General features: G+C 72.5%; 21 protein-coding genes and 1 pseudogene. 7 read left to right on the plus strand and 15 right to left on the minus strand.

Features of this window, described 5'->3' with window-relative positions; all coding sequences use genetic code 11:
- The first annotated feature begins 15 nt into the window (after positions 1 to 15).
- The 3 genes and pseudogenes from ABD419_RS14145 to ABD419_RS14155 form a co-directional block, all read left to right on the plus strand.
- The gene (locus tag ABD419_RS14145; RefSeq protein ID WP_344487441.1) at positions 16 to 1791 is read left to right on the plus strand and encodes a glycoside hydrolase family 3 protein; all 1776 of its coding nucleotides are present in this window, start codon (positions 16 to 18) and stop codon (positions 1789 to 1791) included.
- 20 nt (positions 1792 to 1811) lie between these two features.
- The gene (locus ABD419_RS14150; RefSeq protein ID WP_344488026.1) at positions 1812 to 3050 is read left to right on the plus strand and encodes an exo-beta-N-acetylmuramidase NamZ family protein; all 1239 of its coding nucleotides are present in this window, start codon (positions 1812 to 1814) and stop codon (positions 3048 to 3050) included.
- 263 nt (positions 3051 to 3313) lie between these two features.
- Positions 3314 to 4336, plus strand: a pseudogene (locus ABD419_RS14155) (serine hydrolase domain-containing protein); the annotation flags it as partial.
- Between the two features lie 483 nt (positions 4337 to 4819).
- On the opposite strand, the gene ABD419_RS14160 reads toward ABD419_RS14155, so the two are convergent.
- Positions 4820 to 5824 (minus strand): SDR family oxidoreductase, encoded by a 1005-nt coding sequence (locus tag ABD419_RS14160; RefSeq protein ID WP_344487443.1) that lies wholly within the window; start codon positions 5822 to 5824, stop codon positions 4820 to 4822.
- 78 nt (positions 5825 to 5902) lie between these two features.
- Here ABD419_RS14160 and ABD419_RS14165 point away from each other — a divergent pair, with 78 nt between their 5' ends.
- Positions 5903 to 6565, plus strand: a complete 663-nt coding sequence (locus ABD419_RS14165; protein ID WP_344487445.1) for a VOC family protein — start codon at positions 5903 to 5905, stop codon at positions 6563 to 6565.
- 8 nt (positions 6566 to 6573) lie between these two features.
- Here the strand turns inward: ABD419_RS14165 and ABD419_RS14170 are convergent, their stop codons facing one another.
- Together ABD419_RS14170 and ABD419_RS14175 are read right to left on the minus strand one after the other, a co-directional pair.
- Positions 6574 to 6753 carry a DUF2273 domain-containing protein gene (locus ABD419_RS14170; RefSeq protein WP_344487447.1) on the minus strand — a complete coding sequence of 60 codons (180 nt, stop codon included), beginning with the start codon at positions 6751 to 6753 and terminating at the stop codon, positions 6574 to 6576.
- A gap of 65 nt (positions 6754 to 6818) precedes the next feature.
- Positions 6819 to 7721, minus strand: coding sequence for a cupin domain-containing protein (locus tag ABD419_RS14175; RefSeq protein WP_344487449.1), 903 nt, complete (start codon positions 7719 to 7721; stop codon positions 6819 to 6821).
- A gap of 81 nt (positions 7722 to 7802) precedes the next feature.
- Here ABD419_RS14175 and ABD419_RS14180 point away from each other — a divergent pair, with 81 nt between their 5' ends.
- Positions 7803 to 8420 (plus strand): NAD(P)H oxidoreductase, encoded by a 618-nt coding sequence (locus ABD419_RS14180; RefSeq protein WP_344487451.1) that lies wholly within the window; start codon positions 7803 to 7805, stop codon positions 8418 to 8420.
- On the opposite strand, the gene ABD419_RS14185 is transcribed toward ABD419_RS14180, so the two are convergent.
- The 6 genes from ABD419_RS14185 to ABD419_RS14210 are packed head-to-tail and all read right to left on the minus strand — an operon-like array spanning position 8417 to position 10954.
- Positions 8417 to 8980: a hypothetical protein gene (locus tag ABD419_RS14185; protein ID WP_344487453.1), complete on the minus strand. Its 564-nt coding sequence runs from the start codon at positions 8978 to 8980 to the stop codon at positions 8417 to 8419. The genes ABD419_RS14180 and ABD419_RS14185 overlap by 4 nt on opposite strands.
- The gene (locus ABD419_RS14190; RefSeq protein ID WP_344487455.1) at positions 8977 to 9498 is read right to left on the minus strand and encodes a DUF6286 domain-containing protein; all 522 of its coding nucleotides are present in this window, start codon (positions 9496 to 9498) and stop codon (positions 8977 to 8979) included. The genes ABD419_RS14185 and ABD419_RS14190 overlap by 4 nt, the downstream gene beginning before the upstream one ends.
- Positions 9495 to 9860, minus strand: a complete 366-nt coding sequence (locus ABD419_RS14195) for a hypothetical protein (RefSeq protein ID WP_344487457.1) — start codon at positions 9858 to 9860, stop codon at positions 9495 to 9497. The genes ABD419_RS14190 and ABD419_RS14195 overlap by 4 nt, the downstream gene beginning before the upstream one ends.
- Positions 9850 to 10029 carry a DUF2273 domain-containing protein gene (locus ABD419_RS14200; protein WP_344487459.1) on the minus strand — a complete coding sequence of 60 codons (180 nt, stop codon included), beginning with the start codon at positions 10027 to 10029 and terminating at the stop codon, positions 9850 to 9852. The genes ABD419_RS14195 and ABD419_RS14200 overlap by 11 nt, the downstream gene beginning before the upstream one ends.
- Before the next feature lie 2 nt (positions 10030 to 10031).
- Positions 10032 to 10499: a hypothetical protein gene (locus ABD419_RS14205; RefSeq protein WP_344487461.1), complete on the minus strand. Its 468-nt coding sequence runs from the start codon at positions 10497 to 10499 to the stop codon at positions 10032 to 10034.
- Between the two features lie 14 nt (positions 10500 to 10513).
- Positions 10514 to 10954 (minus strand): Asp23/Gls24 family envelope stress response protein, encoded by a 441-nt coding sequence (locus ABD419_RS14210; RefSeq protein ID WP_344487463.1) that lies wholly within the window; start codon positions 10952 to 10954, stop codon positions 10514 to 10516.
- Between the two features lie 172 nt (positions 10955 to 11126).
- On the opposite strand from ABD419_RS14210, the gene ABD419_RS14215 reads away from it, so the two are divergent.
- On the plus strand, positions 11127 to 12584 hold the full coding sequence (locus ABD419_RS14215; RefSeq protein WP_344487465.1) for a glycoside hydrolase: 1458 nt from the start codon (positions 11127 to 11129) through the stop codon (positions 12582 to 12584).
- A 55-nt stretch (positions 12585 to 12639) separates the two neighbouring features.
- Here ABD419_RS14215 and ABD419_RS14220 read toward each other — a convergent pair whose 3' ends face one another.
- The 6 genes from ABD419_RS14220 to ABD419_RS14245 all read right to left on the minus strand — a co-directional run bounded on the left by ABD419_RS14220 (position 12640) and on the right by ABD419_RS14245 (position 18285).
- Complete coding sequence (locus ABD419_RS14220; RefSeq protein WP_344487467.1) at positions 12640 to 13719, minus strand: cellulose binding domain-containing protein; 1080 nt, start codon at positions 13717 to 13719, stop codon at positions 12640 to 12642.
- A 175-nt stretch (positions 13720 to 13894) separates the two neighbouring features.
- Entirely contained in the window at positions 13895 to 14467 is a 573-nt protein-coding gene (locus tag ABD419_RS14225; RefSeq protein ID WP_344487469.1) for a GNAT family N-acetyltransferase, read from the minus strand.
- Positions 14457 to 15953, minus strand: a complete 1497-nt coding sequence (locus ABD419_RS14230; RefSeq protein WP_344487471.1) for an APC family permease — start codon at positions 15951 to 15953, stop codon at positions 14457 to 14459. The genes ABD419_RS14225 and ABD419_RS14230 overlap by 11 nt, the downstream gene beginning before the upstream one ends.
- Before the next feature lie 20 nt (positions 15954 to 15973).
- On the minus strand, positions 15974 to 16645 hold the full coding sequence (locus tag ABD419_RS14235) for a GPP34 family phosphoprotein (protein WP_344487473.1): 672 nt from the start codon (positions 16643 to 16645) through the stop codon (positions 15974 to 15976).
- Between the two features lie 237 nt (positions 16646 to 16882).
- Positions 16883 to 17257, minus strand: coding sequence for a hypothetical protein (locus ABD419_RS14240; RefSeq protein ID WP_344487475.1), 375 nt, complete (start codon positions 17255 to 17257; stop codon positions 16883 to 16885).
- An 80-nt stretch (positions 17258 to 17337) separates the two neighbouring features.
- Complete coding sequence (locus ABD419_RS14245) at positions 17338 to 18285, minus strand: helix-turn-helix transcriptional regulator (RefSeq protein WP_344487477.1); 948 nt, start codon at positions 18283 to 18285, stop codon at positions 17338 to 17340.
- Positions 18286 to 18387: 102 nt separating this feature from the next.
- On the opposite strand from ABD419_RS14245, the gene ABD419_RS14250 reads away from it, so the two are divergent.
- Entirely contained in the window at positions 18388 to 18795 is a 408-nt protein-coding gene (locus tag ABD419_RS14250) for a VOC family protein (RefSeq protein WP_344487479.1), read from the plus strand.
- Positions 18796 to 18894 lie beyond the last annotated feature (99 nt).

The following is an 18894-nucleotide window of genomic DNA, read 5'->3' on the forward strand; positions in this document are numbered from 1 at the left end:
GACTGGAGTCGCTCCATGGAGACGCATCCCCGCCGGACCGTGCTCGCCGCCGCCCTCGGGGCCGCGGCGGCGGTGGCCGCCGCCGGCACCGCCGAGGCCCACGGCGACCGCGGCGAGCGCCGCTTCGTCAAGCGCCGCCTCAAGGGCATGAGCCTGGAGGAGAAGGTCGGCCAGCTCTTCACCACCTACGCGTACGGCCAGACCGCCGACACCACCGCCGCGGCCGACGTCGCGAGCAACCAGGCGGCGCACGGCGTCGACAACGCGGCCGAGCTGATCGAGACGTACCACCTCGGCGGCATCATCTACTTCGCCTGGTCCAACAACGTCGCGAACCCCGCCCAGATCACCGCCCTCTCCAACGGTCTCCAGGACGCGGCCCTCGACGACTGCGGCACGCCGCTGTTCATCGCCACCGACCAGGAGCACGGCCTCGTCACCCGCATCGGCCCGCCCGCCACGCAGCTGCCCGGCGCGATGGCCCTCGGCGCCACCCACGACCCCGAGGCCGCCCGCGCCGCCGCCGTGATCGCCGGGACCGAGCTGCGCGCCATGGGGCTCAACCAGAACTTCGCGCCCGACGCCGACGTCAACGTCAACCCCGCCAACCCCGTCATCGGCGTGCGCTCCTTCGGGTCCGACGGCGAGCACGTCGCCGCGTTCGTGGCCGCCCAGGTCGAGGGGTACCAGGCCCGCGGCGACCTCGCCGCCACCGTCAAGCACTTCCCCGGGCACGGCGACACCGAGGACGACAGCCACAGCGAGCTGCCGCGGATCGACCACACCTACGAGGAGTGGCAGGCGATCGACGCCCCGCCGTTCCGCGCCGCCGTCGAGTCCGGCGTGGACCTCGTGATGACCGCGCACATCCAGTTCCCGGCCCTCGACGACTCGCTGCGGCCCGCCACGCTCTCCGAGGAGATCCTCACCGGGCTGCTGCGCGAGGAGCTCGGCTACGAGGGCGTCGTCATCACCGACTCCCTGCGCATGGAGGGCGTGCGCAACGGCTACGGCGACGACCGCATCCCCGTCCTCGCGCTCCTCGCGGGCGCCGACGTCCTCCTCATGCCCGAGCACATCGACATCGCCTACAACGCCGTCCTGGCGGCGGTCGGCACCGGCGAGCTGACCGAGCGGCGGATCGACGAGTCGGTGACGCGCATCCTCGGCCTGAAGTACCGGCTCGGCCTCTTCGGCGACCCGTACGCCGACCCCGAGCTCGTCGACGACGTCGTCGGGATCCCCGCGAGCCTCGAAGCGGCGCAGGGGCTCTCGGACCGGACCACGACCCTCGTCACCAACGACGGGACGCTCCCAGTGCCCACCGACGGCGGTTCCGTCCTCGTCACCGGCTGGGGCGTCACCACCGTCGCGCGCCTCGCCGGGGAGTTCGCCAACCGCGGGTGGTCCCAGACGAACCTCGTCACCGGGGCCGCGCCCACGCAGGCGCAGATCGACGCGGCCGTCGCCGCCGCCGCGGGCAAGGGCCTGATCGTGGTGTCCACCAACAACACCAAGCTCAACCCCGGGCAGGTGTCGCTGGTGGCGGCCCTCGCGGCCACCGGCACGCCGGTCGTGGCGCTCGGCGTCCAGAACCCCTACGACATCGCGTACCTCGGCGACCTCCCCAACGCCTACCTCGCGACCTACTCGTACTCCCTCGACGGCCTCGAATCGGCCGTCCACGCGATCCTCGGCTCGGTGAACCCGCAGGGTCGCCTGCCCGTCGACATCCCCCGCGCCGACGGCGCCGGCGTCCTGTTCCCATTCGGCCACGGCCTGAGCTACTAGGAGCACCAGTGAAACGCAGGATGGTCATCGGCGGCGCCGTAGCCGGCGCCGCGCTCGCGGCCACCGCCGCCGCACCCGCCGCCGCCCGCGGCGGACGCCGCGTCAGGACCGGCGTGGAGGTCCTCGCCCGCAGGGACTTCCGCGACCTCTCGGGCCAGCGGGTCGGCGTCATCTCCAACCCCACCGGCGTGCTCCCCGACCTGAGCCACGAGGTGGACCTCATGCACGGCAGCGGGAAGGTCGACATCTCCGCGGTCTTCGGGCCCGAGCACGGCTTCCGCGGCGTCTCCCAGGCCGGCGAGGGCGAGGACTTCTTCCTCGACGCCAAGACCGGGCTGCCGGTGTACAACGCGTACAACGACATGGACCGGATGGCGGAGGTGTTCGCCGAGACCGGGATCGAGACCGTGGTTTTCGACATCCAGGACGTGGGCGCGCGGTTCTACACCTACATCTGGACCATGTACCTCGCGATGGAGGCCGCCGGGCAGCTCGGCCTGCGCTTCGTCGTCCTCGACCGGCCCAACCCCGGGTCGGCGCTCGCGGCGAGCGGGCCCGTCCTCCACCCCGAGCACGCGACCTTCGTCGGCCTCAAGCCGATCGCGCAGCGCCACGGCATGACCGTGGGCGAGCTGGCGACGCTGTTCAACGGCGAGTTCCTCGCCCAGCCGGTCGACCTGGCGGTCGTCAAGATGGAGGGCTGGAGGCGGAGCATGTACTTCGAGGAGACTGGGCTGCCGTGGGTGCCCCCGTCGCCGAACATGCCCACCGTGAACACCGCCGTGGCGTACCCGGGGACGTGCCTGTTCGAGGCGAGCGCGCTCTCGGAGGGCCGGGGCACCACCAAGCCGTTCGAGTTCCTCGGCGCCCCCGGGATCGACCACGCGTGGTCGGAGTCGCTGGAGGGGCTGCCGGGCGCTTCCTTCCGTGAAGCGTATTTCACCCCCACATTCTCGAAATGGTCGGGAAAGGTCTGCGGCGGCCTCGAACTGCAAGTCACCCGAAGGGATGAATTCGATCCGATCAGGACGGCCCTGGCGATGATCATCGCGCAGCGCCGGGCCTTCCCGCAGTACGGCTGGCGGTCACAGGACGTGACCTCGTTCTGGCTGGACAAGCTGTCAGGGAACCAGGCCGTGCGCCTCGCGATCGAGGCCGGCGCGGACGTCGACGAGGTCACGGCCGTCTGGGCCGACGAATTGGATGCGTTTTCCGAGCAAAGAGAGTCGTACTTGCTCTATCGCAGCACCGCTCAGTGATGGCACGATAACCAGGAGACACGATGCAGCGTCGAACCATGCTCGGGGGCGCGGCGGGGGCGCTATGGTCGGCGTTCGCGCTCGCCTCCGCCGCCAACGCCGAGGAGCGCCCCTCCATGCCCGAACTCACCGGCCCGCCGAGCGCCGGGCCGTACGACGTGACCTTTCCCGAGCATCCGCGCGAACTGCGGTACGGGCCCTGTTCGGAAGCGCGGTTGACCGCCGCCCACGTCGACCTGATCACCCCCCGCCTCAAGTCCTATATGGAAGGTTCTGCGCCCTCGTTCCCGGGCTTCACCGTGCTGGCCGCCCGCCGCGGCGTGGTCGTGGTCCACGAGGCCGCCGGGCAGCGCCTGCGCTACTCGGGCTGGGACGACGAGACCGAGACCGCGGTCGAGCTGCCCGAGTCCGAGTGGCTGCCCGCCGAGACCGGCACCGTCTACGACCTCGCCTCGATCTCGAAGCTGTTCACCGCCACGGTGACCGGCCGCCTCATCGACGACCACGTGGTGGACCTGAAGCTGCCGGTGGTGGAGTACCTGCCCGAGTTCGACTCCGCCGACCCGTCCAAGTCCCCGATCACGCTGGAGCAGCTCCTCTCCCACACCTCGGGGATGATCTCGTTCATCAACCTGTACGACAAGCCCGACGACGCGGCCCGCATGGCCGCGATCTACGCGCAGCCCCTGCGCCGCGTCCCCGGCAGCGGCTACGAGTACTCCGACCTCAACCTCATCGTCCTCGGCAAGGTCCTGGAGCGCGTCACGGGCCAGCGCCTGGACGAGCTGGTCGCCGAGTACGTGTGCGAGCCCCTGGGGCTCGCGGACACCGGTTACAACCCGGCCGACCGGTCGCGGACGGCGGCGACCGAGTACCAGCCGTGGACGGGCCGGGGCACGGTACACGGGGAGGTCCACGACGAGAACGCGTGGGCGTTCGGCGGCGTCGCCGGGCACGCGGGGGTGTTCTCGACCGCGTGGGACCTGGCGGTGTTCGGGCAGATGATCCTCAACGGCGGCCGCCACGGCGACGCCGAGATCCTCTCCGAGGCCACCGCGCGCGCGGTCTTCACCGACATGAACGCCGGGATGGGCGAGTCCGCGGCCCGCGGGCTCGGCTGGCAGCTCGGCCAGCGCTGGTACATGGACGCGATGAGCTCGCCGGTGACGGTGGGGCACACGGGGTACACGGGCACGTCGATCGTGCTCGACCCGCTCGCGGGCACGCTGCTGGTGCTGCTGACGAACCGGGTGCACCCGACGCGGAACCGCGGCACGGCCAGCGCCTACCGGCGGGCGGCCTCGCGGCCGCTGGGCCGGGCGGTGCCGGTGCGGCCCGAGCGGGGCCGGGACGCGTGGTTCGCGGGCCAGGTCGACGCCTCGACGGCGACGCTGACGGCGGCGCTGCCGCGGGCGACGGACTGCGCCACGGCGCAGTTCGCGCTCTGGTACGACACCGAGTCCACGGACCTCGCGGTGCTGGAGTCGAGCCCGGACGGGGCGGCGTGGACGCCGGTGCCGCTGGACCTGCGGACCGAGGACCACTGCTGGCGGGTCGAGGGCGCGTTCTCGGGCTTCTCGGGCCGCCAGTGGATCCGGGCCTCGGCGGCGCTGCCGGACGGCACCTCGGTGCTGCGGTGGCGGTACACGTCGGATCCGGTGTACCAGGGCCGGGGCGTGTACGTGGACGACGTCGAGGTGCGCGAGGGCCGCGCCGTCCTGTGGGACGGCGACGGCTTCGCGGCGGTCGGCTGGGAGCGCGTCAGGGATTTACCGCATCGGATGCGGGGCGTAGCGGTCGGCGAGCCAGTCCATGACCTTGTCGCGCTCCGCGTCGACGGTCCGGTGCTCGGGGTGGGCGTCGTACCAGGCGACCACCTCGCGCGCGCCGAGCTTGTAGGGCGTGGTGCGGCGCCCGAACTCGGGTACCAGGGTCTTGATCTTCGTGTTGTCGAAGACCATCGAGTGCGCCTTGTCGCCCAGGAGGCCCGGACCCCAGTCGGGGTCGGCGGCGGCGATCGCGTCTGAGGGGACGTGCACGAGCACGGGCTCGTCGACCCCGGCCGCGGCGGCGACGTGCAGGAAGATCTGGTTCCAGGTCGGGGCCTCGTCGCCGGTGATGTGGAAGGCCTCGCCGACGGCGGCCTCCTTGCCGAGGAGCCCGGTGAACCCGACCGCGAAGTCGCGGGCGTGGGTGATGGTCCACAGCGAGGTGCCGTCGCCGTGGACGACGACGGGCTTGCCGGCGCGCATCCGCTCGACGACGGTCCAGCCGCCGTCGAAGGGCAGCAGGGTCTCGTCGTAGGTGTGGGAGGGCCGCACGATGGTGGCGGGGAAGCCGTCCTCGCGGTAGGCGGCGGTGAGGATGTCCTCGCACTCGATCTTGTCGCGGGAGTACTGCCAGAACGGGTTGCGCAGCGGCGTGGACTCGGTGACGGGCAGGTGCGAGGGCGGGGTCTGGTAGGCCGAGGCCGAGGAGATGAAGAGGTACTGCCCGGTGCGGCCGGCGAAGAGCTCGATGTCGCGGCGGACCTGCTCGGGGGTGAACACGACCCAGTTGACGACGGCGTCGAAGGTGCGGTCGCCGAGGACGGCGCGCACGGCCGCGGGGTCGCCGGCGTCGGCGGTGAGGACTTCGGCGCCGTCGGGGACGGCTCGCTCGCTGGTGCGGCCGCGGTTGAGGACGGTGACGTCGAGGCCCTGGGCGACGGCCTCGCGGACGCAGGAGGTGGAGATCCGGCCGGTCCCGCCGATGAACAGCACGCTGACGCTCACGTGAAACCCCTTTCGTGTTGACGACGGTCCCACCCTACTCGCGCCCGCGTGTCGGACCCGGGGGTTACGGTGACCGGCATGGACGAGATGCTGAGCCCCAGGGCCTTCCAGGAAGCCGACGCCAGCGGGCAGTGGAGGGTCCTCGGCGACGGCGCGTGTGCGCACTTCAGGACCGGGTCGATGCGCGAGGCCGCCGAGTTCGCTGCCGCGGTCGCCGACCTCCCGGGCGTCAAACCGCACCGGCCCGACCTGGACCTCCGTTCCGAGGGGGTGACGGTCCGGCTCGTCGCGGTGGAGCCGGGCCTCTGGGGCCTCACGGCCGCGGAGGTGGCGCTCGCGCAGGACGTCTCGGCCGTGGCCGCCGGGCTGGGGCTGGAGTCGGACCCCTCGCGGCTCCAGTCGGTCCAGGTGGCGGTCGACGCGCTCTCGCATCCGGAGGTGATCCGGTTCTGGAAGGCGGTGCTGGGCTACGAGGAGCGCGGCGAGGAGGACCTGGCCGACCCGATGAGCCGCAACGCGGCGTTCTGGTTCCAGGAGATGGACGAGCCGCGCCCGCAGCGCAACCGCCTCCACGTGGACGTGTTCCTCCCCCACGACCGGGTCGAGGCCCGGCTGGCGGCCGCCCTCGCGGCCGGGGGCACGCTGGTGCGGGACCGCTCGCCGCACTGGTGGGTGGTGGCCGACCCCGAGGGCAACGAGGCGTGCGTGTCGACGCTGGGGACGCGGGGCTCCGGGGACTAGTACGGGTCCTAGCGGCGCACGCGGCGGCCGTAGCGGCGGAAGCTGCGCGTCTCGCCGCCGATGAGCATGCCCACGACGAAGCCGAGCGCCCCGAGCAGGATCGCGAGGACGAGGCCGTTGACGCCGCCCGCGATGAACGCGACGGCGATGAGGAGTCCGGCGACGAGGCCGGTGGCGGAGGCTGACATTGGGGGCTCCCTTCGGTGGAATCCACTGTGGTTACCCATCGGTCGCCGGGCCAACCGCGCCGGATTCAGGCCCCGCGGAAGGCCCTGGGGCTCATGCCCTGGACGCGTTTGAACGCGGTGCTGAACGCGAACGGGTCGGCGTATCCGACGCGGCGGGCGACCGCCGACACCGGGGTCTCGGGGTCGGCGAGGAGGTCCTCGGCGAGGGACATGCGCCATTCGGCGAGGTAGCCGAGCGGCGGGCGGCCCATGACTGCCGTGAAGCGCTTCGCGAAGTGGGCGCGAGAGACGCCGGCCTCCGCGGCGAGGGACGCGACGGTCCAGCGCGCGGCCGGGTCGCGGTGCATCGCCTCGATGGCGGGCCCGGCGACCGGGTCGAGGACGCCGAGGTACCAGGCCGGGGCGTCGGCGCCCTGGAGGTCGAACCAGCAGCTGAGCGTGCAGACCAGGCCCCAGTCGAGGACGCGGTCGACGAGGGAGCCGCCGCCGGGCCGGCGGCTGCGGGCGATCGCGTCGTCGAGGGCCTTGAGCCACAGGACGTCCGCCGGGTCGTCGTCGAGGACGAGGGCCCGCGGGAGGGTCCGCAGAAGCCGCTCGTGGCTCGGCCGCAGGTCGCGGTAGGCGCCGACGACGAGGACGGTGGGGCCCTGCGGGTCCCGCTTCGGCTCGCAGTCGGCGTCGGGGTCGAAGCACGAGACCTGGTAGGCGGGGCCGGCGGCGCCGGGCGGGGCGTCGCGGTCGACGAGGTGGAACGGCTCGGTGTCGCGCACGATCGCGGTGGAGCCGGGCCCGAGCGGGTACTCCTCGCCGTCGGCGAGGACGAGGCGGCCGCCGCCGTGGACGACGGTGACGAGGGTGAGCGGGGCGCGGTCGGGGAAGCCGATGCGCCAGGCGGGCTCGAGGGCGGCGCGGGTGACCGAGGCGCGCTCGGCGCGGATGCCGCGGAGCATGTCGCTCAAAGGGTCCATGCCCGCAATGGTAGACGCTCGCAAAGGTTTCCCCGGGTTCTGTCCATGGCACGTCTGCTCCGGGGCGGGTGTACTTGTCTCATGAGCGAAACCAGCGAAACCGAACCCGTCGCCCTCGTCGTCATCGGCCACCACCGGTCCGACTCCCTGACCGCCGCCGTCGCCGAGCGGACCGCGAAGCGCCTCGCCGCGGGCGGCTACCGCGTCGACGTGCTCCACCTGGAGGAGGAGGCGTTCGACCCGCGCAACGGCGTCGCGGACGAGCCCGACTACGGCGACCGCGAGAAGCGCTACAGCGAGGAGGTCCACCGCCACATCGCCCGCGTGCACGCCGCCGACGTGATCGTGCCGGTCTTCCCGGTGTGGTGGTACGGGCTCCCGGCGCTGCTCAAGGGCTGGATCGACCGGGTGTGGAACTACGGGCTGACGTACGGGCGCAGCAAGTCCCCGATGGCGGGCAAGCGGATGCTGTGGATCGCGCTCGCGGGGCTGGCCGAGGACGACCCGAACTCGGCGCTGACGCGGGCGTTCCTCGACGGGCCCCTGCGGGTGGGGATCTCGGCGTACTGCGGCATCCCGGACGCCACGGCGGTCGCGCTGTTCGACTCCGAGGGGCAGGGCCTGACCGGCGCCGAGCGGGACCGGCACTACCGGGAGCTGTTCGCGAAGGCCGACGCGGCGGTCGACGTGCTGCTCTAGTGGACGCGGGGCGTCTTGCGAGCGCGCTCGCGCCGGGGGCCGTCGACGATGACGCGCACGGCGACCTCGCCGTCGGGGAACGCGGCCCGGACCGACTCGGCGAGGCCGCCCGCGGCGTTGACGAGGGACTCCCCGTCGGCGCGCGGGTCGACATGCGCGCGCAGCTCCACCAGCTGCCCGCCGCGGACGTCGAAGCGGCGGCTGGTCACGCGGTCGACCGGGGCGGCGCGGCCGAGGTCGGCGCGCAGCCTCGGGGCGACCGAGCGCACGTCGAGGTCGATGCGGTCCGCGCCGGCGCCGGCGAGGGCGACGCGGCCCTCCGCCGGGCGCGGCACGCGCGCGAAGAGCCACCACAGGGCCAGGACCGCGAGGACGACGGCCGCGGCGAGCGCGGCCCAGGCGAACCAGTCGGCGTCGACGGCGGCGTGGACCTGATCGGTGTCGAGGCGGGGCCACAGGCCCGCGAAGTCGAAGCGCCAGTCCGCGATCGCGAAGCCGGCCGCGAGCAGCAGCAGGCCGATGACGACGGCGGCGGGACGGTCGATCGCGGGTCGCCTCATCGTCCGCCCTCCTTGGCCTGCACGGAGACCTCGAGCTCGGCGAGGCCGGACAGCCGGTCCCCCACCGATTCGAGGATGTCGGCGATCGTCGCCTCGTGGCCGGGCGCGAGGAGCGCCTTGACGCGGAGGCGGCGGCGCCGCAGTTCGGTGGCGGCGTGGAGGACGCCGGGAGCGCGCTCGGCGGCGTCGGCCGCGATCGCCTCGACGGCGCGCGGCGAGACCCACAGGTCGCCGGGCCCGTCGGCGGGCAGGTGGCTGCGGCGGGCCGGCGTGAACGCGGCGACGAGGAACCACAGGCCGAGGACGACCGCCGCGGCGCCGCCGACGAGGACCCAGGTGGAGGGCTGGCGGTCGTCAAGGGCCGCAAGGGCTTCGCGAAGCCACGAGGGCTGGTCGATCCAGCCGCGCTCGGCCGCGGCGTGCTGGGCGAGGAGGACGGCGAGCGCGAGCACGAGGATCGCGCCGAGGACGGCGAGCCAGGACGCGGCGGGCCGGCGGCGGGGTTCGCGGAGCTTCATCGGACCCTCCGCTCCACGCGTGCGGGGGCGTCGACCAGGCGGACGGCGACGTCGAGCGCGACCACGTCGTACCCGGTGATGCGGGCGGTCTCGGACCGGACCCGGCCGGTGAGCTCGCGGGCGGTCGCGGCGATGGGCCCGGGCCAGGCGAGCGCGACGTCCAGGCTCGCCCAGATCCGGCCGTGCCGGACGGTGGCCTTGGCGCGCGGGCCTTTGGGCCCTGCCGTGCCGCACGCGCGGGCGGCGCCTTCGAGGACGCGGGCGACGGCGGTGTCGGACAGGCGCAGGGCGCCCCGGTCCTCCGGCGGCCGGTCGGAACCGGAGCCGGGGAGGTCGGCGAGGGCGAAGGCGTCATCGGTCACGGCGGCCTCGGAAGCGCTCGAAGAGGTCGATCTCGCCGCTGAGCTTGCCCGCGACGGCGAAGCCGAGCGCGCCGAGGACCACCGCGAGGAGGAACCCGGTGAAACCGCCGCCGATGACGGCCAGCGCCAGCAGCAGCCCGGCCACCAGGCCGGCGAAGGATGCCTTCATGGTCAGTCCCCTTTGATCGTTCGGCTGGCGGGTGCGGCGGCGCCCTCGACTCGGTCGTCGCCGGGCCCGGAGGCGGTGGCGCCGGTCCCGGCGGCCTCGTCCACATCCGCGGAGTCGACGCCTTCGCCCGCGCCGCTGAAGTCGACGTCCTCGCCTGTCCCGCTGAAGTCGACGTCCTCGCCTGTCCCGCTGAAGTCGACGTCCTCGACGGTGACCGCCACTGGGCGACCTCCGGTCAGCGGGGCGACGGCCGCGTGGACCGCGGCGGCGGTGCGGGGGATGTCGGTGTCCCAGTGGACTGCCACGTGGACCTCGCACTCGGCGTCGCCGAGCCGCAGGCCCGGCACGCGGCGGCCGGGCAGCAGGACCGCGACCTCGCCGAGCGGTCCTCCGTGGAGGCCGCTCACGCCGGGCACGGCGCGGACGGCGGCTGCGATGGCGTCGACGCCCGCGGCGAAGTCCTCGACCATGTCCCCCGCCTCCGCTACTCGACCCTCGGTTCGCCCTCGGCGTCGTCGTCCGACTCGTCGGGCAGGTGCACGTCGTGGACGGTGAGGTTGACCTCGGTGACCTGCAGGCCGGTCATGCGCTCGACGGAGGCGACGACGTTCCGGCGGACCCCGGCGGCGAGGTCGGCGATGGCGACCCCGTACTCGGCGATGACATCGAGGTCGACGGCGGCCTGGCGCTCGCCCACCTCGACGGAGACGCCCTGGCCGTAGTTGGTGCGGGAGCCGGGGATGCGCTCGCGGAGCGCGCCGACGGCGCGGCTGCCGGCCCCGCCGAGCTGGTACACGCCCTCGACCTCGCGCGTGGCGATCCCGGCGATCTTGGCGACCACCTGGTCGGCGATCGTCGTCTTGCCCTGGTCGCTCGCCAGCGGGCCGTCGTCCTTGGCCCCTGCCGCCGTCGTCTTCTCCGTCATGTCCGACCTCCCCTGTCGCGATCCGCCCTTCACCGTCGCACAGAAGCGCAGCCGATGTCACGGAAAGTGACGAACCTGAGGCAGGGTACTTTTTCTCATGCTTTATCGAAGGAGTTGACTTTATGAATGCCTTCTGCAATCATCGATGAATCTCGATGTACTGGAGGCAGGCATGCGCCGACGCACACTCTTCACCGCCGCCGGGACCGGGGCGCTGGCAGCGGGCGCGGTGCCCGCCGCGGCCCGGGCCGACTACACGACCGCCGTCAACCCCGCGACCACGTGGGGCGTCTGGGAGGGCTGGGGCACGTCCCTGTGCTGGTGGGGCCGGGCGTTCGGGAACCGGAACGATCTCGCGGACCTCATGTTCACCCGCAACACCGTCGTGTACAACGGCGCCTCGCTGCCGGGCCTGGGCATGAACATCGTGCGCTACAACGCGGGCGCGTGCTCGTGGAACTCGATCAACGGCGAGACCATGGCGGTCTCCCCGAACATGATGCGCTCGCGGCAGATGGACGGGTACTGGCTCGACTGGAACTCCAGCGACCCGGCCTCCTCGAGCTGGAACTGGAACGTCGACGCCAACCAGCGCAACCTCATGTGGAAGGCCCGCGATCGGGGCGCGAACCTGTTCGAGCTGTTCTCGAACTCGCCGATGTGGTGGATGTGCGCCAACCACAACCCCGCGGGCGGCTCGGACGGCAACGCCGACAACCTCCAGTCGTGGAACCGGCAGCAGCACGCGGTGTACATGGCGACGATCGCGAAGTACGCGCACGACAACTGGGGCGTGGACTTCGACTACGTGGACCCGTTCAACGAGCCGATCGCCAACTGGTGGACGGCGACCGGGACCCAGGAGGGCTGCCACTTCAACGTGTCGACCCAGTCGGTCGTCATCGACCACCTGCGCACCGAGCTCGACGCGCGCGGCCTGTCGTGGATGCCGATCACCGCCTCCGACGAGTCGCTGTACGACCAGGCCGTGAGCACGTGGAACGGGCTCACGAGCTCGGCGAGGAGCAAGGTGTCCAAGGTCAACGTGCACGGCTACCAGTACGAGGGCGGGCGCCGCGACTCCGTCTACAGCGCCGTCCGCGCGGCCGGCAAGCGGCTGTGGAACTCCGAGTACGGCGAGAACGACGGCACCGGCCTGCGCCTGGCGCGCAACCTCAACCTCGACTTCCGCTGGCTCCACCCGACGGGCTGGTGCTACTGGCAGGTCCTCGACGGCGGCGGCTGGGGCCTGCTCCAGGCCGACAACGAGGCGGGCACGCTCGGCGCGGTGAACACCAAGTACTTCGTGTACGCCCAGTACGCGCGCCACATCCGGCCCGGCATGACGATCGTCGACGGCGGCGAGGGCAACACGATCGCCGCCCACGACAACGCCTCCGGCAAGCTCGTCATCGTCACCACCAACTACGGCACGGCGCAGACGATCACGTACGACCTCTCCGCGTTCGGCATCGTCCCGAACGGCACCGCGGTGCGGTGGTCGACGCAGACGAACGGCTCCGAGCGGTACGCCCGGTACACCGACACGACCGTGACCTCCAAGCGCTTCTCGCGGGCCTTCCCCGCGAACACGGTGATGACCTTCGAGATCGAGGGCGTGCGCCGCTGAGGCACGCGAACGGCGCCCGGTCCTTTCCCGACCGGGCGCCGTTCCCGCGAGGGCGCTAGGACGCGTCGAGGATCGGGTCGAGGGCCGCGAACCAGTTGGCGGCGAGCTTGACGTAGCCGTCCTCGTCGGGGTGGACGCCGTCGTAGGTGTCGACGGACGGGACCCAGCCGGTGTGCTGGTCGACCACGACGATCGGCGACTGCGCGGTGGTGTGCGCGGCGGCCCAGGCCGGGATCTGGGCGTTGAAGTCGATCGTGCGCTGCGGGCAGTCCGCGCAGTTGCTCGGCGCGAGCGGGATGAGCTTCGCGACCAGGACCACCGCGTCGGGGTTGCGCTCGCGCAGGTCCGCCACGATGGTCGTGTAGGCGGCGAGGATCGTGGCCGGCGGGATCGAGGACCAGACGTCGTTGGTGGCGAAGTGGAGCAGGAGCACGTCGGGCGTGTTCTGCTCCAGCCAGCCCTCCACGCTGCCGTTGTTCACCGACTGGGTGACCAGGAAGCCGCCGTGGCCTTCGTGGTCGGGGTCGGAGCCGGCCGGGTTGCAGGCCTGGGAGAGCGAGCCGACGAAGTCGACGTCGTGGCCGGCCTGGTCGAGGAGCTGCCACAGGTTGCCGCGCCAGCAGCCGGGGCTGCCGGTGATGGAGTCGCCGAGCGGCATGATCGAGACCGGCCCGCCGGGCGGGTCGGTCGGGTCGTCGGTGGTGGGCGGGTCGGTGGGGTCGACCTGGCCGTCGCACAGGTCGCCGTTGATCGAGATCCCGGTGGGGTCGGCGGTGCTGCCGGAGCCGATGAAGCCGAAGACCTGGCGGGTCTGCCCGGCGGCGATGGTGCCGTTCCAGCCGACGTCGGAGCCGGTGAAGGCGGTGCCGCTCTGGCTCCACGAGACGTTCCAGGCGCTGGTGACGGCGGTGCCGGAGGGGAAGGTCCACTCCAGGTCCCAGCCGTTGACGGCCTCGCCCGCGGTGATGGCGACGTTGGCCTGGAATCCCGAGCCCCAGCTGCTGACCACGGTGTAGTCGACGCTGCACCCGTCCTCGGCGAGTGCCAGGTCCGCCGGGCCGAGCGCCAGCGCCGCGGCGCCGAGTGCCGTCGCGGCCGCTGCCGCGAGGGCGGTGATCCTGCGATTTCTCCGCATTCGATGTCCTTCCCGTGCACCGGGAACTGAGGGAGCGCTCCCAGAGCGAATGCGGAGATCATATCAATTCGACATTTGTATAGTCAAGTGCGTCAATATAGAGGAGTGCTTGGGCCCCATGGGTTCGAGCCGGCGCGGAGTGGGCGGCGGGCCCTTCCGGGCCCCCCGCCGTCGTTCAGACGGTCTGCGGCTCGCGCCACATCGGATAGAGCCACGGGCCGCCCTTGTCGAGGCCGTACCGGTCGCCGAGCGGCTTGTAGCCGAGCCGGCCGTACAGCTTCGCGGTCTGCGGCGAGACCGCCTCCAGGTAGGCGGGGATGCCGTCGCGGTCCAGGACGCGGTGGTGGCGCCGGAGCATCGCGGTCGCGATCCCGTTGCCGCGCCGCCGCTTCCGCACCCCGACCAGCGCCACGTAGTGGTGCGGGGCCTGCGGGTGGTGGTCGTCCATGACCTGGTCGAGGCGCCGGAACCGGTCGGTGTGGGCGCCGCACGCGGCCAGCAGCCGCTCGTCGTAGTGGGGAATGGGCCGGGCGGCGGCGGTGTGGTCGAACCAGACCACCGCGCCGTCGAGGTCGCCCGAGGTGACCACGCCGCCGTGGCCGAGCGCGTGCTCCACGAGCAGCTCGAACTGGCCGCGGACCGCCTTCAGGCGCTCGTCCGGGTCGTCCACCAGCCACCGTGCGGTCGGCAGGTCGTTGAACTCGTCGGCGAGCATGGCCGCCACGGCCCCGTACGCGCTAACGCTCACCGGCGGCTCCAACCGGCACCGCGGCCCGCTCGGCCGCCTGGACCAGGGGCGCCTTCGCGCCGTGCCCGATCCCGGCGTAGACCTCGGGGCGGGCGCGCTTGAGGAACAGGGCCCAGAGGGCGCCCAGGAGCGCCAGGACCGCGAAGACGATCGGCACCAGCTTCGGCAGGAGCGATCCCTTCTCGACGCCCAGCAGCGTGTGGAAGTGGATGACGGACAGGTACATGACGCCGCCCATGACCAGCACCGCCAGCACCGGCGCGATCCGCGCGGCCCACAGGGACTCTTCACGCCGATCCCGCGCGAAGTAGACCAGGACCGCGATGCCGCAGGTGAGGATGAGCGCGATCAGGCCGATGCCCGACGCGGTGCCGAGGTAGTAGAACAGGTGCACCACCGGGTCGAGGCCGAGCACTGCCCACAGCACGATGACCAGGCCGCCGACGACGGTCTGGGTGACCGAGGCGGCGACGGGGGCGCAGGTGCGCACCGAGGTGCGGCCGAGCCAGGAGAAGACGACCTGCTCGCGGCCGAGCGCGAACAGGTAGCGGGCGGTGGTGTTGTGGAAGCTCAAGGCCGCGGCGGTGACCGAGGTGAGCAGGAGGACCTGGCCGATCGTCACCCACGCGCTGCCGAGCTGGTCGCCGGCGAGGGTGAACATGAGGTCGGGGTCGGCGCTGGCGGCGACCACGTTGTCGTCGCCCACGGCCGTGATGATCGACCACGACGAGGCGATGTAGATGAACGCGAGGATGCCGATCGTGGCGAGGGTGGCGCGGGCGACGGTCCGCTTGCGGTCGCGGGCCTCCTCGCCGTAGACGGTGGGCGACTCGAAGCCGATGAAGCCGATGACGGCCAGGGCGAGGACGGCGCCGGCGGCCTCGCCGCCGAGGGCGTTCGGCGACAGCGCGGCGAACGACACGCCGTCCGCGGGGTTCGCGAAGTTCGAGACGCTGAACAGGAGGATGACGGCGATCTCGACGGTGAGGAGCACCGCCAGGATCTTCGCGTTGATGTCGACCGCGCGGGTGCCGAGGAGGCCGACGAGCAGCCAGGCGACGAGCGCGAAGGCCCACCAGGGCAGGTCGAGCCCGGTGGAGGCGAACAGGTTCTGGGCGGTGAAGCCCAGGAGGCCGTAGAGGCTCGCCTGGAGCGCGCAGTAGGAGGTGGCGGCGACCCACGCGGCGGCGACACCGGGGACCCGGCCGAGGCCGCGGGCAACGAACGCGTACATCGCGCCGGCGTTGGCGATGTGCCGGGCCATGGCGGTGTAGCCGACGCTGAACAGCCACAGGGAGACCGCGATGATGACGTATCCGAGCGGGATGCCGATCTGGCCGGCCACGGCGAACATGACGACGACGCCGCCGGCGATCACCGTCAGCGGGGTCGCCGCGGTGAGGGAGAAGTGGAGCAGGCTGAGCGTGCCGAGTTTGTCGCGGGCCAGTGCGGACTGGACCGCGCTCGCGGGTGAGGGAGCTGACATGGGGCGGGACTCCTAATTGCTTAGAGGTTGCCGGTGATGGCGGTGTCCGCCACCGCGGCGGTGAGGTGCCCGCGGATCGCCTGGAGGGGCGCGGGCAGCACTCGCAGGTGTCCTTCGGCGTATTCGCGCGCGCCGGAGGGCATCTGGGAGTACAGCGATTTGGACAGCCCGACCGACTCGGTCAAGGCGAGGAGGAATGCGTCGAGCAACGGCATTCTCCTGTCCATCATGGACAGATAACGGCGCAGCCGGGCCAGCGGCGCCTGGGCGATGAGGGCGTCGGCCGCGTCGTAGGTGACCTGCACCTTGCCGAGCCAGCGGCTCCGCTGCTCCCCGCGCACCATCAACCCGGCCACCACCATGTGCTCGGCGGTCTTGGAATGGGTGTCGGCGATGGCGAGGTACTCGAGCCACTCGGGCACGGCGAGGTGCTCCGGCTCGCCCTGGACGAGCTCGGTCAGCCACAGCCCCAAGGAGTCGCGCGGCGGTCCGCCGCGCGGCTCCGCGAGGACGAGGTCCCGGCCCTCGTGGCTGCGCACCGCGAGGTGGCCCGAGAACACCAGCTCCGCCAGCAGCGCCGCGCCGAGACCCAGGCCGATCACGCGAGGCGCGACCGCGGGTTTGTAGAAGTCGTGGTAGGCGGTGATGAGAAAGGCGTCGTACACCAGCCGGGGGGTGGGTGCGTCGGGCACCGGGAGTGATCCTTCCAGTACAGGAGCGTTCGATCGGATTATGATACGGTCACGCGTTTTCGCGATTGGATTCGGTATTCCGACAATTTCCGGCCTGCTAGAAGGCTTGTTGCCAATTGGCGCGCTCTACACCCCGCACGGTGGAAACGCGCAGAAGCTCCGCACTGATTGGACAGTGCGGAGCTTCGATGCCAGAGTTGCTATTGCGTCGTTTCGAGCCTTCTCGGACGGACGGGGTCAGCCGTTGACGACGTCGCAGTACGGCTGGACGGTCTCGACGATCGTGGGGCCCTCGGCCTCCTCGACGCCGAAGAGCGAGGCGGCGTCGCGGGCCAGCTGCTCCTCGTCGGCGCCTTCGGCGGCGGACTGGCAGAGGTCCCGCGCGCCGTCCACGATCTCCGTCGCGGTGACGTCGGGGGCGATCTCCTTGAGGTCGCCGGCGAGGTCGGTGGGGAAGTCGGGGGCGAGGTCGCTCAGCGACTCCTCGAGGTCGGGCAACGTGGGCGGGTCGATGGGCAGTTCCCCTTCGCCGCAGGCGGAGAGCGCCAGCGCGGTGCCGAATGCGAGTGCGAGCGCGGCGATGGTGCGGGTCGTGCGAACGGCTCGTGCCATGTGAACAGCTCCTTTGCGAGACTTGCGGCCACGGTATCAAGGCGAATGCGGATCAACGAGACGATTCGTGATGCGTTCGGTCACAAGGACGCCGCGGCGAAGCGGGTCGCGAGGCGGGCGAAGGCGCGGGCCAGCTCGGGCGGCCGGGCGGACTCGATGCCGGCGTCGAAGCGGCCGAAGGACGCGGCGAGGGCGGGCCAGGACCAGGAGCCGAGCGCGACCCGGCAGCGCCCGGGACCGAGGGCCTCGACGTGGTCGACGCCGTCGAAGGCGCCGTCGAGGAAGGGCGCGACGGCGTCGGCGGAGCGCAGGAGCACCGCGTCGCCGCGGCAGGGCCACTCGGGGTGCTCGCCGCCGCGGAAGCGGGCGCGCACGAAGGCGGTGACGTCGCCGCCGGGCAGCTCGCGGGGGGTGAAGCGCGGGCCGGCGGGGGTGCGGGGCGCGATGCGGTCGACGCGGAAGACGCGCCAGTCGTCGCGGTCGAGGTCCCAGGCGACGAGGTACCAGCGGTCGTTCCAGGTGACGAGGTGGTGGGGGTGGACGCGGCGGCGGGCGCCCTGGTGGTCGAAGCGGAGCTCCTCGCGGTCGCGCACGGCGGCGGCGAGCGCGAGCAGGACCTCGGTGTCGATCGGCGCGGGGCGGGGGCCGCGAGGCACGGCGGCGACCTGGACGGCGTCGACGCGGCGGCGCAGCCGCGGGGGCAGGACCTGCCGGACGGCGGCGAGCGCGAGGGCCGCGGCGTCCTCCATGCCGGTGCCGGTGGCGGTGCGGAGGGCGACGGCGAGGGCGACGGCCTGCTCGTCGTCGAACAGCAGCGGCGGGAGGGCCGAGCCGGGTTCGAGCCGGTAGCCGCCGTGGGGGCCGCGGACCGCGGTGATGCGGTAGCCGAGGTCGCGCAGGCGGTCGACGTCGCGGCGGACGGTGCGCTCGCTGGCGTCGAGCCGCTCGGCGAGCTGCGGGCCGGTCCAGTCGGGGCGGGTCTGGAGGAGCGAGAGCAGGCGCAGGGTCCGCGACGAGGTTCCGGTCATGGCCCCGATCCTGCCAGGAGGAGCGGACGGTAGCTGTCCTGAATGCGGATCACGCTGGTGCGGCACCGGGCGAGCGGCGCCCGGGCGAGCGAAGGAGCGGTCATGAGCGTGCACGTCACTCCCCACTTGAACTTCCGCGGCGAGGCCCGGGAGGCGCTGGAGTTCTACCGGTCGGTCTTCGGCGGCGAGCTGGCCGTCACAACGTACGGCGAGATGGGGTCCACGGACCCGGCCGAGGCCGGTCTGGTGGTGTGGGGCCAGGTCGCGGCCCCGAACGGGTTCCGGGTGATGGCCTACGACGCGCCGGCGGCGCGGCCGTGGAGCCGCGGCGAGGACCCGTTCTTCGTCTCGGTGCGCGGCACCGGTGCCGAGGAGCTGGCGGGCCTGTGGGCGGGGCTCGCGGAGGGCGGGACCGTGGTCCAGCCGTTCGGGCCCTCGGCGTGGGCCGCGGCATACGGGATGGTGCGGGACCGCTTCGGGATCACGTGGGTCCTGGACGTGCTCGGCTAGTGCGCAGGCCGCTGACCTGGTGTTAGATAGCAGGGCGGCCCCCGGCCGCGAGCCGGTCGGGCCGCCCTGCTATCTTATGAGGGGAAGGTGCCGATGGCC

The organism is Glycomyces endophyticus, assembly GCF_039531525.1.
Lineage (GTDB): Bacteria > Actinomycetota > Actinomycetes > Mycobacteriales > Micromonosporaceae > Glycomyces > Glycomyces endophyticus.

Coding starts and splice junctions, on each gene's coding strand:
- ABD419_RS14240 (WP_344487475.1), bottom strand. CDS start 17,257: ATGGCACGAGCCGTTCGCACGACCCGCACCATCGCCGCGCTCGCACTC.
- ABD419_RS14165 (WP_344487445.1), top strand. CDS start 5,903: ATGGACGAGATGCTGAGCCCCAGGGCCTTCCAGGAAGCCGACGCCAGC.
- ABD419_RS14215 (WP_344487465.1), top strand. CDS start 11,127: ATGCGCCGACGCACACTCTTCACCGCCGCCGGGACCGGGGCGCTGGCA.
- ABD419_RS14220 (WP_344487467.1), bottom strand. CDS start 13,719: ATGCGGAGAAATCGCAGGATCACCGCCCTCGCGGCAGCGGCCGCGACG.
- ABD419_RS14190 (WP_344487455.1), bottom strand. CDS start 9,498: ATGAAGCTCCGCGAACCCCGCCGCCGGCCCGCCGCGTCCTGGCTCGCC.
- ABD419_RS14180 (WP_344487451.1), top strand. CDS start 7,803: ATGAGCGAAACCAGCGAAACCGAACCCGTCGCCCTCGTCGTCATCGGC.
- ABD419_RS14210 (WP_344487463.1), bottom strand. CDS start 10,954: ATGACGGAGAAGACGACGGCGGCAGGGGCCAAGGACGACGGCCCGCTG.
- ABD419_RS14150 (WP_344488026.1), top strand. CDS start 1,812: ATGGTCATCGGCGGCGCCGTAGCCGGCGCCGCGCTCGCGGCCACCGCC.
- ABD419_RS14185 (WP_344487453.1), bottom strand. CDS start 8,980: ATGAGGCGACCCGCGATCGACCGTCCCGCCGCCGTCGTCATCGGCCTG.
- ABD419_RS14145 (WP_344487441.1), top strand. CDS start 16: ATGGAGACGCATCCCCGCCGGACCGTGCTCGCCGCCGCCCTCGGGGCC.
- ABD419_RS14175 (WP_344487449.1), bottom strand. CDS start 7,721: ATGGACCCTTTGAGCGACATGCTCCGCGGCATCCGCGCCGAGCGCGCC.
- ABD419_RS14245 (WP_344487477.1), bottom strand. CDS start 18,285: ATGACCGGAACCTCGTCGCGGACCCTGCGCCTGCTCTCGCTCCTCCAG.
- ABD419_RS14230 (WP_344487471.1), bottom strand. CDS start 15,953: ATGTCAGCTCCCTCACCCGCGAGCGCGGTCCAGTCCGCACTGGCCCGC.
- ABD419_RS14200 (WP_344487459.1), bottom strand. CDS start 10,029: ATGAAGGCATCCTTCGCCGGCCTGGTGGCCGGGCTGCTGCTGGCGCTG.
- ABD419_RS14250 (WP_344487479.1), top strand. CDS start 18,388: ATGAGCGTGCACGTCACTCCCCACTTGAACTTCCGCGGCGAGGCCCGG.
- ABD419_RS14170 (WP_344487447.1), bottom strand. CDS start 6,753: ATGTCAGCCTCCGCCACCGGCCTCGTCGCCGGACTCCTCATCGCCGTC.
- ABD419_RS14205 (WP_344487461.1), bottom strand. CDS start 10,499: ATGGTCGAGGACTTCGCCGCGGGCGTCGACGCCATCGCAGCCGCCGTC.